Raw genomic sequence first — 14783 nt, forward strand, 5'->3', positions numbered from 1 at the left:
CGCCATATAAAGCGTTTTTTCGCGAATCGGAAAGAGGACATGGATAAATTCACCGTACACGAAGGCCTGGTGGCGCCGCTCGACCGCGCCAATGTCGACACCGACGCCATCATCCCGAAGCAGTTCCTGAAATCGATCCGGAAAACGGGCTTCGGCCCGAACCTGTTCGACGAATGGCGCTACCTGGACCACGGCGAGCCGGGGCAGGACAATACCAATCGTCCGCTCAATCCGGACTTCGTGCTGAACCAGCAGCGTTACCAGGGCGCCTCGATCCTGCTGACACGTAAAAACTTCGGCTGCGGCTCCTCACGCGAGCATGCGCCCTGGGCGCTGCAGCAGTACGGCTTCCGGGCAATCGTGGCGCCGAGCTTCGCCGACATCTTTTTCAATAACTGCTACAAGAGCGGCCTGCTGCCGATCGTGCTCACCGAAGCACAGGTCGACCAGCTGTTTAATGAAGTGAAAGCAGCCAGCGGTTTCAGGCTCGTCGTGGACCTCGAGAACCAGGTGCTGCGCAGCGCGGACGGCCGCATCGGCTTCGAATTCGCGATCGACGATTTCCGCAAGTACTGCCTGTTGAATGGCCTGGACGACATCGGCCTGACGCTGCGCCACGCCGACGAGATCCGCGCCTTCGAAGAACGCCACCTGGCACGCCAGCCCTGGCTGGCCAACACGATTTAAAAAGAAAACGAGCATGACGACGCATCTGAACAAAATCGCAATCCTGCCGGGTGACGGCATCGGCCCCGAAATCATGGAGCAAGCCGTCCGCGTGCTGGACGCGCTCGGCGAATCCTTCGAGATGGAACGCGCCGAAGTGGGCGGCGCCGGCTATGCCGCGCACGGCCATCCGTTGCCGGAATCGACCCTGAAACTGGCGAAGGAAGCGGACGCGGTGCTGTTCGGCGCGGTCGGCGACTATCAATATGACACGCTCGAGCGCGCACTGCGCCCTGAACAGGCCATTCTCGGCCTGCGCAAGGAACTGGGCCTGTTCGCCAACCTGCGTCCGGCGATCCTGTACCCGGAACTGGCCGGCGCCTCGACCCTGAAGCCGGAGGTGGTGTCGGGCCTCGACATCCTGATCATCCGCGAACTGACCGGCGACATCTATTTCGGCAAGCCGCGCGGCGTGCGCGAATGCCCCGACGGTCCTTTCAAAGGCCAGCGCGAAGGCTTCGACACGATGCGCTATGCCGAAGGCGAGATCCGCCGCATCGCCCACGTCGCCTTCCAGGCAGCACAGAAGCGCGACAAGCGCGTGACCAGCGTCGACAAGGCCAACGTGCTGGAAACCTTCCAGTTCTGGCGCGACATCGTCACCGACGTGCATAAAGAGTATCCGGACATCGAACTCGAACACATGTACGTCGATAACGCGGCCATGCAGCTGGTGCGCGCGCCGAAGAAATTCGACGTCATCGTCACCGGCAACATGTTCGGCGACATCCTGTCCGACGCGGCCGCGATGCTGACCGGTTCGATCGGCATGCTGCCTTCGGCTTCGCTCGATGCCAACAACAAAGGGCTGTACGAGCCGTCGCACGGTTCGGCGCCGGATATCGCGGGCAAGGGCATCGCCAATCCGCTGGCGACGATGTTGTCGGCCGCGATGATGCTGCGCTTCTCGCTCGGCAAGCCCGAACAGGCCGACCGCATCGAGGCCGCCGTCAAGCGCGTCCTCCAGCAAGGCCTGCGCACGGCGGATATCTACGAGGACGGCACGCAGCGCGTCAGTACGCAACAGATGGGCGACGCCGTGGTGCGCGCGCTCGGGTAATTTATACAAAACAACGGGGAATAAAATGAAACTGGTAGGCCTGGTAGGTTGGCGTGGCATGGTGGGTTCGGTCCTGATGCAGCGCATGCGGGACGAGGGCGATTTCGACCACATCGAGCCGGTGTTCTTCACCACCTCGAATGCGGGCGGCGCCGCGCCTTCAATGGCGAAGAACGAAACCACGCTCAAGAGCGCGCACGACATCGCCGAGCTGTCGAAATGCGAGATCATCATCTCCTGCCAGGGCGGCGACTACACGTCCGACGTCTTCCCGCAGCTGCGCGCCAGCGGCTGGAACGGCTACTGGATCGATGCCGCTTCGACCCTGCGCATGAAGGACGACGCCGTCATCGTGCTCGATCCGGTGAACCTCGACGTCATCAAGAATGCGCTGTCGCGCGGCGTGAAGAACTACGTCGGCGGCAACTGCACCGTGTCCTGCATGCTGATGGGCCTGGGCGGCCTGTTCGAGCAGGGCCTGGTCGAGTGGATGACCTCCATGACCTACCAGGCGGCCTCCGGCGGCGGCGCCCAGCACATGCGCGAACTGCTGACCCAGTTCGGCACGATCAACGGCGCGGTGAAGCCGCTGCTCGACGACCCTGCGTCCGCCATCCTCGAGATCGACCGCGCGGTGCTGGCGACCCAGCATGGTCTTTCCGCTGACGAGACCAAACAATTTGGCGTGCCGCTGGCCGGCAACCTGATCCCGTGGATCGACAAGGACCTGGGCAACGGCCAGTCGAAGGAAGAGTGGAAGGCGGGCGCCGAGACCAACAAGATCCTGGGCCGCGGCGAAGGTTTTGGTACCAGCGCGATTCCTGTGGACGGCCTGTGCGTGCGCATCGGCGCGATGCGCTGCCACTCGCAAGCGCTGACGATCAAGATGACGAAGGACGTGCCCTTAGATGAGATCAACGACATCATCGCTTCGCACAACCAGTGGGTGAAGGTGGTGCCGAATACGCGTGAAGCGTCGATGCGCGACCTGTCGCCGGCCGCCGTGACGGGCAGCCTGGCGATTCCGGTGGGGCGTTTGCGCAAGATGTCGATGGGGCCGGATTACCTGTCGGCGTTCACGGTGGGCGACCAGCTGCTGTGGGGCGCGGCCGAGCCGCTGCGGCGCATGCTGCGCATCGTGCTGGACAAGTAAAACAAGGCCCGCTCAGCGGGCCTTGTTTTACGTAGGGTGGGCTCCGCCCACGCGGTGATACATGGCAGCGAGATCATCCGGCACGAAACCGGAGCCCGTGCGTATCACCGCGTGGGCGGCGCCCACCCTACGAGTTCTTGGCGATTCGACCAGACCTGTTAACCCCCCGATAATCCCGCGCCGCATGAGACGATATATAAACATTATCGATCACTCATCCATCCCACAGATTGCCCCTCCTACGCCCCGCAGCGCTTGCATGCTCCAGTGCATGATGATATGTTGAGACTTCCGGGAAACCGTCCTTTCCCTCCTGCCAACCATCTCGCATCGTCCAACTCTATGCCACTGAACCGCCGCCCTCAGATCATGTCGTCCGCGTTGAAAACGCTTACCGCCGCGGTCGCCAGTGCAGTGCTGTTGTCTTCGGTGGCAAACGCAGCGGGACTGGGCAAGCTGACTGTCCTCTCGGCATTGGGCCAGCCGCTGCGCGCCGAGATCGAACTGACGGCGGTCTCGAACGAAGAGGCCGCCGGCCTGGTCGCGAAACTCGCGTCGGCCGACGCTTACCGCGCCGCCAACGTCGAATTCAATCCGGCCCTGCTGTCGCTGCGCTTCGCCGTCGAGCAGCGCGCTGGCCGCCAGTTCGTGCGCATCACCTCGCCGCAGCCGTTGAACGAACCCTTCGTCGACCTGCTGCTGGAACTGTCCTGGAATAACGGCCGCCTGGTGCGCGAATACACCTTCCTGCTCGACCCGGCGGAACTGCGCGCGACCCAGTCGGCACAGGTGGCAGCGAGTGCGCCGCCCGCATCGAACGCCCGTGCCGCACGCGGCACCGCGGCCGCACCGGGCCAGGCCGCCGAATCTGGCCCGGCGCCGGCCGCGCGCCCGCAACGGCACGCACGCGCCGAAGAAACCGCGGGCGAGCCCGGCATGCGCAGCGCCGCGGCTGCCTCGCGCTACCGCGTCAAGGCGGGCGACACGCTCGGCCGCATCGCCGGCAAATTGAAACCGGTCGACGTCTCGCTCGACATGATGCTGGTCGCCCTGTACCGCGCCAACCCGGACGCCTTCATCGGCAACAACATGAACCGCCTGAAGTCGGGCCAGATCCTGTCCGTGCCCGAGGCCGACAGCATGCGCGGGCTCGATGCCGGCGAGGCGCACGGCACCGTCGTCGCGCACGCGGCCGACTTCAACGCCTACCGCGCCAAGCTGGCCGGCCAGGTCGCCACCAGCGCCCCGGCGCGCGAGTCGGCAGCAGGGCAGAGCGCGACCGGCCGCATCACGGCCAAGGTCGAGGAACGCCCGACCGCCGCCAACGAATCGCAAGACCAGCTGCGCCTGTCGAAAGCATTGCCGCCGCGCGCGAGCAGCGGCGCCGCCACCGCCAACGCGGAAGATGTGGTGGCGAAGGAAAAGGAATTGAACGACGCCCAGACCCGCGTCAAGGAGCTGGAAAAGAACGTCAACGACCTCGAGAAGCTGATCACGGTGAAGAGCCAGACCGGCGCCGCCGCGACCCAGCGCGCCGCCGGCGCACCGGCTGCGACCCCGGTCGCGCCCACAGTCGTCGCCCAGGCCGACGTCCAGCCAAAACCGGCACCGAAGATCAAGACCGCGCCAAAGGCCGTCACCCCGCCGGCACCGGTCGAGCGGAGCCTGGCCGACACGCTGATGGACAATATCCTGTACCTCGGTGCGGGCGCCGCCGTGCTGCTGCTGGCCGCGCTCGGCCTGTCGCAGCGCCGCAAGCGCAAGGTCATCGTCGAGACCACGCCCGCCACCCCGACCATCCTCGGCAGCGCGGCCCAGCCGGCGCAGGCGATGTTCGCGGAAACGGGCGGGCAGAGCGTCGACACCCACGACAGCGTCTTCAATTCCAGCTTCGCTCCCTCGGCCAGCCAGCTCGACACCAATGAAGTCGACCCGCTCGCCGAAGCCGAGCTGTATCTGGCGTACAACTTCGACACCCAGGCCGAGGACATCCTCAAGGAAGCGCTGCGCAACGACCCGTACCGCCATCCGGTGCGCCTGAAACTGCTCGAGATCTATGCGGCGCGCAAGGACGTGCGCGCCTTCGAGACCCAGGCAACCGAGCTCTATAGCCTCACCGGCGGCAAGGGTGGCGAGTGGGCGCAAGCCGCCGCGCTCGGCCATACGCTCGACCCGGCCAATCCGATGTATGCCCAGGGCGCCGGCGCAGCCCTTGGCGCCGCGGCGGGCGCAGCAGGCGCAGGGATGGCTGCAGCGAGCCTTGCCGACGATGCCGGGCCGCAAACCATGCTGTCGCAGCAGCTCGAGCAAGCCTTCCGCAACCGCGGCGAACCGCTCGAGGTCATCGAGCCGGCCTCGACCGTGGACGCCGCCACCGGCGCGCCGCTCGACAGCGGTTTCGATCTCGACAGCCTGGGCCTCGACCACGACGCCACCGCGCTGCCGCAGCCGGGCGGCACCGATGCGACGCCGGCCGCTGCCAGGGCGGACGACAAGGCGAACGACAACCTGCTCGATTTCGACCTCGGCGGCCTCTCCTTCGAACCGGTCGCCGCCCCCGGCAGCATGAATGCCGTGCACGACGACGCCACCGCCGTGCCCGACCTGGAATTCGACATGGAGCCGTTCGCGCCGCTCGAGCCGGCGTCCGCCACCCCGGCCGTCGACAGCGGCGAGAGCCTCGACGACCTGTCCTTCGACATGAATTTCGACGCGCCGGCGGCCAGCCGGCCGGCGTCACGCGCGGACGAGGACAGGGACGAGGACGATGCCTTCGTGCTCGACCTCAGCAAGAACGGCCCGAACACCGACATCGACATGGCCCAGCTCGCACGCGAATTTGAACTGAGCGACGTGGACGAGCTGCCGCCGCTGCCGGACGTGCCCGCCACGGCGTCGGCCTCGGACCTGAAGGATCCGCTGTTCGACCTCGACGCGATGGACTTCGGTCTCTCCGATGCCGCCCCGGTCACCCCGGTGGGCGCGCGCCAGGAACCCGTGTTCGATTTCGGCTCGACCGACTTCGACCTGACTCCGCCGACGGCCGAGCCTGCACAGGAGATGGTCGCAGCGCCGGCAGCGGCGAAAGATCCGCTGTTCGACCTCGACATGATGGACTTCGGCCAGCCGGCCGCCCCGGCCGCGCCGCAGGACGATCCCTTCGCCATGAACGATGTGCCGGCGATCCCGAATCCGGGCACCCCGGTGCCGCGTTTCGACATGTCCGGTCTCGACCTCGACCTGCCCGCCGGCGAGTTGGCGCCGGCCGAGCCCGGGGCGCCGGCCGAGAGCGGCCTCGAGCTGACCGCGGCGCAGATGGAAATGGAAACCAAGCTCGATCTCGCAGTCGCCTACCAGGAGATCGGCGACAAGGAAGGTGCGCGCGAATTGCTCGACGAAGTCATCAAGGGCGGCAACGTCGAACAGTCCAGCCGCGCCAGTGCCATGCGCGCACAGTTGGCGTGAGGCGCATCGCACTCGGACTCCAGTACGTCGGCACCGGCTGGAATGGATACCAGAAACAGCCGAGCCGTGACACCATCCAGGATGCACTCGAGATCGCCCTCGAAAAGTTCGGCCGTACGAAGTTCTCCACCACCTGCGCCGGCCGTACCGACGCCGGCGTGCACGCGGTCGAGCAGGTCGTCCACTTCGACACCGAACTCGACCGGCCGATGCAAAGCTGGGTGCGCGGCACGAATACCTTCCTGCCCGATTCGATCGCGGTGCGCTGGGCGGCGGAAGTGCCGCCCGATGCCGAAGGCCAGGACTTCCACGCCCGCTACTCGGCGCGCTCGCGTACCTATCACTACGTGCTGTACAACAACCCGCACCCCTCGGCGCTGCTGGCCGGCCGCGCGGGCTGGGTATTCCGTCCGCTCGATGTCGAGCGCATGCAGCTTGCCGCACGCCACCTGATCGGCCTGCACGACTTTTCCTCCTTCCGTGCCTCGGGCTGCCAGGCGAACACGCCGATCAAGGACATGCAGGAAATCAGGATCGAACGGCGCGGCGACATCATCGTCTTCACCGTGCGCGCCAGCGCCTTCCTGCACCACATGGTGCGCAACCTGGTGGGCGCGCTGATCTATGTCGGCCTTGGCCGCAACGAGCCGGACTGGATGGCCGAGGTGCTGGCCGCGCGCAACCGCGACGCCGCCGCGCCGACCTTCATGCCGGACGGCCTGTACTTCGCGAAAATCGATTACGATCCGAAGTGGGGATTGCCGCAGGAGATCCTCTCTCCGCTCCCCTGGCTTTGAGGTTTTGAACATGCACCGTACCCGAATCAAAATTTGCGGCATCACGCGCGAGGAAGACCTGCGCGCCGCCGTATCCAGCGGCGCCGACGCGCTCGGCTTCGTGTTCTACCCGAAGAGCCCGCGCTACGTGAGCCCTGCGCAGTTTGCGTCGCTGGCAAAGGGCTTGCCGCCCTACATCAGCTCGGTCGCGCTGTTCGTCAACGCCAGCCTGGACGAGGTGAGGGCGGTGGTCGGGGCCGGGCCGGTGTCTCTGCTGCAATTTCATGGCGACGAGACCATGGAAGAGTGCGCGCACATCGCCGACGCGGTGAAGCGGCCCTTCGTGCATGCCTACCGCGTCAAGCCGGACACAAGGCACGCCGATTTGCTAGAATGCGAACTCGCATACCGCGCCGCCAGTCCCTGGTTTTCGAGCCTTCTGCTCGATGCCTACGTGGACGCCTACGGCGGCGCTGGAAAGGTCTTCGATTGGTCTCTTATCCCAAAAGAGCTCGCGCCTCGGGTCGTTTTGAGTGGTGGCTTGAGCGTGCAAAACGCGACTGACGCGGTCGCACGCGTACGCCCTTGGGCGGTCGACATCAGCAGTGGTGTCGAAGCCAGCAAGGGGATCAAGGACGCCCGCAAGATCGCGGCTTTTATTGCCGCGGTGCGGGCCGCCGATGCCACCATTGAAAGCGAACACCCCCATGAAAACCATCCCGGAAGCAGTCCTCGAGAGCCAGGAAGCGGCAGCTGAACGCCACCCCGGCGCGCTGTTCCAGACCACCGACTATCAATTTCCCGACGCGCGCGGCCACTTCGGTCCCTACGGCGGCTCGTTCGTTGCCGAGACGCTGACCCACGCGCTGGCCGAACTCAACGAAGCCTACGCGCGCTATTCGCACGATCCTGAATTCCTCGAAGAGTTCCGCTACGAGCTGGCCCATTTCGTCGGCCGTCCCTCGCCCGTCTACCACGCCAGGCGCTGGTCGGAACTGGCAGGCGGCGCGCAGGTATTCTTCAAGCGTGAAGACCTGAACCATACCGGCGCCCACAAGATCAACAACGTGATCGGCCAGGCGCTGCTGGCGCGCCGCATGGGCAAGAAACGCATCATCGCCGAGACCGGCGCCGGCCAGCATGGCGTCGCCACCGCGACCATCTGCGCGCGTTTCGGTCTCGAATGCGTGGTCTACATGGGCAGCGAAGACGTCAAGCGCCAGGCCCAGAACGTTTATCGGATGAAGCTGCTGGGCGCGACCGTCGTTCCCGTCGAGTCGGGCAGCAAGACCCTCAAGGATGCGCTCAACGAAGCGATGCGCGACTGGGTCACCAACATCGAAAACACCTTCTACATCATCGGCACCGTGGCCGGCCCGCACCCGTACCCGATGATGGTGCGCGATTTCCAGTCGGTGATCGGCGAGGAATGCCGGGTGCAGATGCCGGAAATGACCGGGCGCCAGCCGGATTACGTGGTCGCCTGCATCGGCGGCGGTTCGAATGCGATGGGTATTTTCTATCCGTACATCGACGAGCCGGGCGTCAAATTGGTCGGCGTCGAGGCGGCGGGCGAGGGGCTCGATTCGGGCAAGCATGCGGCCTCGCTGTCCGCGGGGTTCCCGGGCGTGCTGCACGGCAACCGCACGTATTTGCTGCAGGATGCGAACGGCCAGATCATCGAGACGCACTCGGTCTCGGCCGGCCTGGATTATCCGGGTGTCGGACCGGAACACGCCTGGCTCAAGGATTCGGCGCGGGCCGAGTATGTGTCGATCACCGACGACGAGGCGCTGCAGGCCTTCCACGACTGCTGCCGCATCGAGGGCATCATCCCGGCGCTGGAATCCTCGCATGCGATCGCCTATGGCGTGAAGCTGGCGGCGACGCTGCCGAAGGACCAGCTGATCCTGGTGAATCTGTCGGGGCGCGGGGACAAGGACATGCATACGGTAGCGCAGCGGATGGGGCTGGATTTCAGCTGATCCGCGCCACGCATGCGTGCGTTGAACGCGTGGGCGGCTCGGCCGTCCACGCGTTCGACGAACCGCTGCACACCCGACTGCAACCGCCAACCCAAACGAAAAAACACCATGTCCCGAATCGCATCTACCTTCGCCGCCCTGCGCGCGCAAAACAAAACCGGCCTCGTCACCTTCATCACCGCCGGCGATCCCGGCCCCGAGATGACCGTCCCGCTGATGCACGCCCTGGTGGCGGGCGGCGCCGACGTCCTGGAACTGGGCGTTCCCTTTTCCGACCCGATGGCCGAAGGCCCGGTCATCCAGCGCGCCTGCGAGCGCGCATTGAAATTCGGCATCGGCCTGAACGATGTCTTCAACTACGTGCGCGAGTTCCGCAAGACCGACCCCGATACCCCGGTCGTCCTGATGGGCTACGCCAACCCGATCGAGCGCATCGGTCCCGACAACTTCATCCGCAACGCGAAAGACGCGGGCGCGGACGGCGCCATCGTCGTCGACTATCCGCCGGAAGAATGCGAAGCCTTTGCCGACGCCATGCGCGCCAGCGACCTCGACCTGATCTTCCTGCTGGCGCCGACTTCCACCGAAGAGCGCATCAGGCAGGTGGCGCGCTACGGCAGCGGCTTCAGCTATTACGTCTCGCTGAAAGGCGTCACCGGCGCCGGCAGCATCGATACCGAAGACGTGGCGCGCCGCGTCGCCGCCATCCGCGAACACGTCAGCCTGCCGATCGGCGTCGGTTTCGGCATCCGCGACGCGGAGACGGCCAAAGCGGTCGCTTCGGTGGCCGATGCGGTCGTGATCGGCAGCCGGATCATCCAGGAACTGGAGAATACGCCGAAGGAAGCGGGGCCGGAGGCGGTACGGGCCTTCTGCGCCGGCATTCGCGCAGCGCTCGACAGCTGATCAACAAGGGCATTTCCTGAGGCCGGTCAAGCAGGGACGTCCGGCCCGTGCATATGGCGTCGCTCCAGGTCGGGGTACATTGCATTTCCGTACCTCAACATTTTCTGGAGTCATTGCATGAAGAAACAGATCACCAGCGTTTCGTTATCGCAGAACGCCAAGATGATGGCCGCGCTTTACCTGGCCATGTCGATGCCGATGGCGGCCGTCTTTGCCCTCTATATTGCGCGGGCGGGGCAGACCGGCGGAGCGGTCGCCGTCCTGGTTGTATTTCCATTGGTATATGGCGGCGCAGCTTATCTCGGCACGCTCCTCGCAGCCTGGTTCTACAATCTGGTGGCAAAACGTGTCGGTGGGTTTGAATTTACGACCGCCGAAGTCACGCAAGGCTGACCCGGCTGCGCAATCGCGCAACGGCACCATGCCGGCAGCTGGCACAGGCCACTGCCGGCATTTTTACTTGTCTTCTTGCAATTTTATACGGTACATTTACCCTACTTAATCTTGCACGGGAAGACATTCTTGAAGAAGCAAATCGTCCGCGTCGCCATCCTCCAGAACGCCAAGGTGATGGCGGCCCTGTACTTCGTCATTTCCATTCCGCTCGTGGTGTTGATGACCATTCCCACCCTGATGGTCCAGGGCGCGGGCGCTTCCCTGCTGGCAATAGTGCTCATGCCATTGCTCTACACTGTGTTCGGATTCGTGCTCACCCTGTTCGGCGCATGGGTGTATAACGTGGTTGCAGCGCGCATGGGCGGCTTTGAGTTCACGACTGTCGAGATTGGCAACGATTGATTGCCAAGGATTGATTGACAGACAGGCAAGCGGTGACAAGCCCGGCGCTAGCGGCTACACTACGCCCCATTCAGATTGCCGCAAAGGAGAGAACATGAGTTGGTTGGAAAAACTGCTGCCCCCAAGAATTCAGCGCTCCGATGCCGCGAACCGCAAGACCATGCCGGAAGGCCTGTGGGTCAAGTGCCCGTCGTGCGAAGCGGTGCTCTACCGCGCCGACCTCGAGTCGAACCTGCACGTCTGCCCGAAGTGCGACCACCACATGCGCATCCGCGCCCGCGCGCGCCTCGACGGCTTGCTCGACGAAGGCGGGCGCTATGAAATCGGCCAGGAAGCGCTGCCGGTTGACACCCTGAAATTCAAGGACAGCAAGAAATATCCTGACCGACTCAAGCAGGCGATGGAAGCCACCGGCGAAACCGATGCGCTGATCGTCCAGGGCGGCTCGATCATGAGCCTGCCGGTCGTCGTGGCCTGCTTCGAATTCGAATTCATGGGCGGCTCGATGGGTTCGGTCGTCGGCGAACGTTTTGTACGCGGCGCCCAGGTCGCCCTCGAACAGAAAGTGCCCTTCATCTGCATCACCGCCACCGGCGGCGCGCGCATGCAGGAAGGCTTGCTGTCGCTGCTGCAGATGGCCAAGACCACTGCCATGCTGACCAAGCTGTCAGAGAAGAAATTACCCTTTATCAGCGTGCTGACCGACCCGACCATGGGCGGCGTGTCGGCCTCGTTCGCCTTCATGGGCGACGTCGTGATCGCCGAACCGAAAGCGCTGATCGGCTTTGCGGGCCCGCGCGTGATCGAGAACACCGTGCGCGAAAAGCTGCCGGAAGGTTTCCAGCGCGCCGAATTCCTGGTGCAAAAGGGCGCCGTCGACATGATCGTCGACCGCCGCAAGATGCGCGAAGAAATTGCGCGCCTGCTGGCTCTGCTGCAGAACCAGCCCGCCGAAGTCATCGCTTAATCGCGACGCTCCGGAACAGTTATCGGCCGGCGATCTGCACCCCAGGTCGCCGGTTTTCGTTTCAACGTACCTATCACATCCATGTCCATGCTTCCCACCACCTTGCCCGAGTGGCTGGCGCTGATCGAGTCGCGCCACGCCGAAACCCATATCGACATGGGACTGGACCGCGTGCGCGCCGTCAAGGAACGCATGCACCTGCAGTTCGGCTGCCCGGTGATCATGGTCGCCGGCACCAACGGCAAGGGCTCGACCTGCGCCATGCTCGAATCCGTCCTGCTGCACGCCGGCTACCGCGTCGGCCTCTACATCAAGCCGCACTTCCTCGACTTTAACGAGCGCGCCCGCATCAACGGCGAAATGGCGAGCGACGCCGTGCTGGTCGACGCCTTCGCATTCGTCGAAAGCGCGCGCGGCGATATCGACCTGACCTATTTCGAATTCACGACGCTGGCGATCATGCACCTGATCTCGAAGTCCGGCGTGGACGTGGCGATCCTGGAAGTGGGCCTGGGCGGGCGCCTCGATGCGGTGAACGTGGTCGACGCCGACGTATCGATCGTTACCAGCATCGATATCGACCACACGGCTTATCTTGGCGAGACGCGCGAGGAAATCGGTTTCGAAAAGGCCGGCATCTTCCGCGCCGGCAAAACCGCGATCTGCAGCGATCCGCTGGCGCCGCAGTCGCTGACCCAGCATGCCGCCGACATCGGTGCCGACCTGTGGCTGATCGGGCGCGATTTCAATTTCCAGGGCGACCAGCAGCAATGGAGCTATGGCGGTCGCACCCAGCGCCGCAATTCGCTGGCCTATCCGGCCTTGCGCGGCGCCAACCAGTTGCTCAATGCCTCGGCTGCCCTGGCGGCGCTGGAAGCCCTGCGCATGCAACTGCCCTGCGGCGCCCAGGAAGTGCGCACGGGCCTGGCGCTGGTCGAACTGCCGGGACGCTTCCAGGTGCTCGCCGGACGCCCGACCACGGTACTCGACGTCGCCCACAATCCGCACGCCTCCGCCACGCTGGCCCAGAACCTGGGCAACATGGGTTTTCACCGCTACACCTATGGCGTCTTCGGCATCATGGAAGACAAGGACATCGAGGGCGTGCTGGCGCCGATGGCCGGCCTCGTCGACCACTGGTGCGTGGCCGACCTGCCGTCGCCGCGCTCGGCAAAGAGTGCCGAACTGGCCGAAAAAATCGCCGCCCTGCGCCCGGCAGGGACGAAAGAGACCGATTTTTCGGTGGCCACTTTCGCCGACCCGGCGGCCGCATATGCAAATGCGGTGAGCCGTGCCGAGGAGAATGATAGAATTGTGGTCTTTGGCTCGTTCTACACCGTCGCCGGCGTGATGGCCGCCCGAAAAAACTCTCTTCACTGACATACAGACGCATGGGCTTGTTCTCGATCTTTGGTAAAAACAAGCAAGAAAGCGCCGCCCAGGACAGTGGCCGAATTTCGCCTAACTTCGCCCGCGACGATGACGACTTCGGCCAGGAGGCCAGGTCCAAGCGCGCCAGTCACGCCAACCGCGCCAACCGCGCCAACCAGGCGAACGAAAGCGGGCAGGGCGGTTCGCGGCGCAGCCGCAGCGGGGGCGACCCCATGCTGCCGGAAAAAAAGCGCGCACGGCGCCGCCTGGTAGGCGCGGTCGCGCTGGCGCTCGCCGCCGCCGTCGGCTTGCCGATGCTGCTCGATTCCGAACCGCGCCCGCTGGCCGGCGATATCGCCATCCAGATTCCCTCGAAAGAAAAGGCGCCCGCGCTGCCGATGCCGGCCTCGCCCGTGCCGGCCGCCGACAGCGTCGACCAGGACGAGGAAATCATCGCCCCGCCGCCGGCCGCACCCAAGCCGCGTCCCGCCACCGCAGCGCCTGCCGTGGACAAGGCGCCGCCGCCCCTCGTGTACAGCGAACGCGAAGTCAAGACGGTCAAGGCGGAGCCGAAGGCCGCCGAGCACAAGCCTGAGCCGAAGCCGGCCGAGCACAAGCCCGAACCAAAGGCGGTCGAGCACAAGCCCGAATCGAAGCCTGAATCGAAGCCGGAGCGGAAGCTCGCAGAGAAGCCGGCCGACAAGCCTGCCGTGAAAAAGCCGGAAGAAAAGCCGGCGCCCGTGAAACCGAAAGACAGTGAAGCCGCCCGTGCGTTGGCGCTGCTCGAGGGCAAGCCTGCCAAGGCGGCCGAGCAGCATCCACGCACCGAAGAGAAGGCCGACGCGTCCCAGCGTTACGTGGTGCAGGTGGCCGCGCTGGCGACCCAGGAAAAGGTCGACGAATTGCAGGCGCGCCTGCGTGCCGGCGGCATCAGCTCCTTCACGAAGAAGTCCGGCGCCCTGATCAAGATCCAGGTCGGCCCGTTCGGCAGCCGCGAGGAAGCCGACAGGACAAAAGCAAAGCTGGGCTCGCTGGGCCTGGGCGGTTTCCTGGTCCCGATCTGATTGGCGTCGAAGCTGCGTGACGATTTTCGATTATCTGGTCTTGTTCGTGCTGGTGGCCTCGGTAGTGATCAGCACCATGCGTGGTTTAGTGAAAGAAATCCTGTCGCTGACAGGCTGGATCGTGGCCTTTGTCGTGGCCAATGCCTATGGCGCGCGCCTCGCGCTGCTATTGCCGGATATGATACCCGGCGAGGCGGGGCGGCTGATCGTTGCCTTCATCGCGCTGTTCCTCGGCGTGCGCATTTTAATGGGGCTGTTGTCCCTGGCCGTCGGCGCGCTGGTCGACGCGGCTGGCCTGAGCCTGGCGGACCGCGGCCTGGGCGGCCTGTTCGGCCTGGCGCGCGGGATTGTAATCGTGCTGGCCGCCGTCATATTGTGTTCCATGACCGCCATTCCCCAACAGGCATTCTGGAAAGACGCGCTGCTGTCCCCGCTGGCCGAGGCCGGAGCGCGCACCGTCACGCCCTTTCTCCCTGCTGCGCTGGCGCAGCACCTGAATTTTTGACTATCCG

14 protein-coding genes are annotated in these 14783 nt (G+C 64.9%); all 14 read left to right on the forward strand.

The window, feature by feature from the left end; translation table 11 throughout:
- The first annotated feature begins 39 nt into the window (after nucleotides 1–39).
- The 14 genes from leuD to AC1MEM_RS10560 all read left to right on the forward strand — a co-directional run bounded on the left by leuD (nucleotide 40) and on the right by AC1MEM_RS10560 (nucleotide 14776).
- Complete coding sequence (gene leuD / locus AC1MEM_RS10495) at nucleotides 40–687, forward strand: 3-isopropylmalate dehydratase small subunit (protein ID WP_499477099.1); 648 nt, start codon at nucleotides 40–42, stop codon at nucleotides 685–687.
- Nucleotides 688–700: 13 nt separating this feature from the next.
- Nucleotides 701–1786: a 3-isopropylmalate dehydrogenase gene (gene leuB / locus AC1MEM_RS10500; protein WP_499477101.1), complete on the forward strand. Its 1086-nt coding sequence runs from the start codon at nucleotides 701–703 to the stop codon at nucleotides 1784–1786.
- 25 nt (nucleotides 1787–1811) lie between these two features.
- The gene (gene asd / locus AC1MEM_RS10505) at nucleotides 1812–2939 is read left to right on the forward strand and encodes an aspartate-semialdehyde dehydrogenase (protein ID WP_499477102.1); all 1128 of its coding nucleotides are present in this window, start codon (nucleotides 1812–1814) and stop codon (nucleotides 2937–2939) included.
- A 381-nt stretch (nucleotides 2940–3320) separates the two neighbouring features.
- Complete coding sequence (locus AC1MEM_RS10510) at nucleotides 3321–6404, forward strand: motility hub landmark protein FimV (RefSeq protein WP_499477103.1); 3084 nt, start codon at nucleotides 3321–3323, stop codon at nucleotides 6402–6404.
- Nucleotides 6401–7201: a tRNA pseudouridine(38-40) synthase TruA gene (gene truA, locus AC1MEM_RS10515; protein ID WP_499477104.1), complete on the forward strand. Its 801-nt coding sequence runs from the start codon at nucleotides 6401–6403 to the stop codon at nucleotides 7199–7201. The genes AC1MEM_RS10510 and truA overlap by 4 nt, the downstream gene beginning before the upstream one ends.
- 10 nt (nucleotides 7202–7211) lie before the next feature.
- On the forward strand, nucleotides 7212–7937 hold the full coding sequence (locus AC1MEM_RS10520) for a phosphoribosylanthranilate isomerase (RefSeq protein WP_499477105.1): 726 nt from the start codon (nucleotides 7212–7214) through the stop codon (nucleotides 7935–7937).
- Nucleotides 7888–9165 carry a tryptophan synthase subunit beta gene (gene trpB / locus AC1MEM_RS10525; RefSeq protein ID WP_499477106.1) on the forward strand — a complete coding sequence of 426 codons (1278 nt, stop codon included), beginning with the start codon at nucleotides 7888–7890 and terminating at the stop codon, nucleotides 9163–9165. The genes AC1MEM_RS10520 and trpB overlap by 50 nt, the downstream gene beginning before the upstream one ends.
- A gap of 108 nt (nucleotides 9166–9273) precedes the next feature.
- Nucleotides 9274–10071 (forward strand): tryptophan synthase subunit alpha, encoded by a 798-nt coding sequence (gene trpA / locus AC1MEM_RS10530; protein WP_499477107.1) that lies wholly within the window; start codon nucleotides 9274–9276, stop codon nucleotides 10069–10071.
- Nucleotides 10072–10188: 117 nt separating this feature from the next.
- Nucleotides 10189–10464, forward strand: a complete 276-nt coding sequence (locus tag AC1MEM_RS10535) for a hypothetical protein (protein ID WP_499477108.1) — start codon at nucleotides 10189–10191, stop codon at nucleotides 10462–10464.
- A 129-nt stretch (nucleotides 10465–10593) separates the two neighbouring features.
- The gene (locus AC1MEM_RS10540; RefSeq protein ID WP_499477110.1) at nucleotides 10594–10869 is read left to right on the forward strand and encodes a hypothetical protein; all 276 of its coding nucleotides are present in this window, start codon (nucleotides 10594–10596) and stop codon (nucleotides 10867–10869) included.
- A gap of 94 nt (nucleotides 10870–10963) precedes the next feature.
- On the forward strand, nucleotides 10964–11836 hold the full coding sequence (gene accD, locus AC1MEM_RS10545; protein ID WP_499477111.1) for an acetyl-CoA carboxylase, carboxyltransferase subunit beta: 873 nt from the start codon (nucleotides 10964–10966) through the stop codon (nucleotides 11834–11836).
- 81 nt (nucleotides 11837–11917) lie between these two features.
- Complete coding sequence (gene folC, locus AC1MEM_RS10550) at nucleotides 11918–13216, forward strand: bifunctional tetrahydrofolate synthase/dihydrofolate synthase (protein WP_499477112.1); 1299 nt, start codon at nucleotides 11918–11920, stop codon at nucleotides 13214–13216.
- An 11-nt stretch (nucleotides 13217–13227) separates the two neighbouring features.
- Nucleotides 13228–14271, forward strand: coding sequence for an SPOR domain-containing protein (locus AC1MEM_RS10555; protein ID WP_499477114.1), 1044 nt, complete (start codon nucleotides 13228–13230; stop codon nucleotides 14269–14271).
- A gap of 16 nt (nucleotides 14272–14287) precedes the next feature.
- On the forward strand, nucleotides 14288–14776 hold the full coding sequence (locus tag AC1MEM_RS10560; RefSeq protein ID WP_499477115.1) for a CvpA family protein: 489 nt from the start codon (nucleotides 14288–14290) through the stop codon (nucleotides 14774–14776).
- The last annotated feature ends 7 nt before the right edge of the window (nucleotides 14777–14783 follow it).

Source organism: Telluria sp. AIW5, from assembly GCF_056680575.1.

Coding starts and splice junctions, on each gene's coding strand:
- AC1MEM_RS10555 (WP_499477114.1), top strand. CDS start 13,228: ATGGGCTTGTTCTCGATCTTTGGTAAAAACAAGCAAGAAAGCGCCGCC.
- leuB (WP_499477101.1), top strand. CDS start 701: ATGACGACGCATCTGAACAAAATCGCAATCCTGCCGGGTGACGGCATC.
- accD (WP_499477111.1), top strand. CDS start 10,964: ATGAGTTGGTTGGAAAAACTGCTGCCCCCAAGAATTCAGCGCTCCGAT.
- trpA (WP_499477107.1), top strand. CDS start 9,274: ATGTCCCGAATCGCATCTACCTTCGCCGCCCTGCGCGCGCAAAACAAA.
- leuD (WP_499477099.1), top strand. CDS start 40: ATGGATAAATTCACCGTACACGAAGGCCTGGTGGCGCCGCTCGACCGC.
- AC1MEM_RS10520 (WP_499477105.1), top strand. CDS start 7,212: ATGCACCGTACCCGAATCAAAATTTGCGGCATCACGCGCGAGGAAGAC.
- trpB (WP_499477106.1), top strand. CDS start 7,888: ATGAAAACCATCCCGGAAGCAGTCCTCGAGAGCCAGGAAGCGGCAGCT.
- asd (WP_499477102.1), top strand. CDS start 1,812: ATGAAACTGGTAGGCCTGGTAGGTTGGCGTGGCATGGTGGGTTCGGTC.
- AC1MEM_RS10535 (WP_499477108.1), top strand. CDS start 10,189: ATGAAGAAACAGATCACCAGCGTTTCGTTATCGCAGAACGCCAAGATG.
- folC (WP_499477112.1), top strand. CDS start 11,918: ATGTCCATGCTTCCCACCACCTTGCCCGAGTGGCTGGCGCTGATCGAG.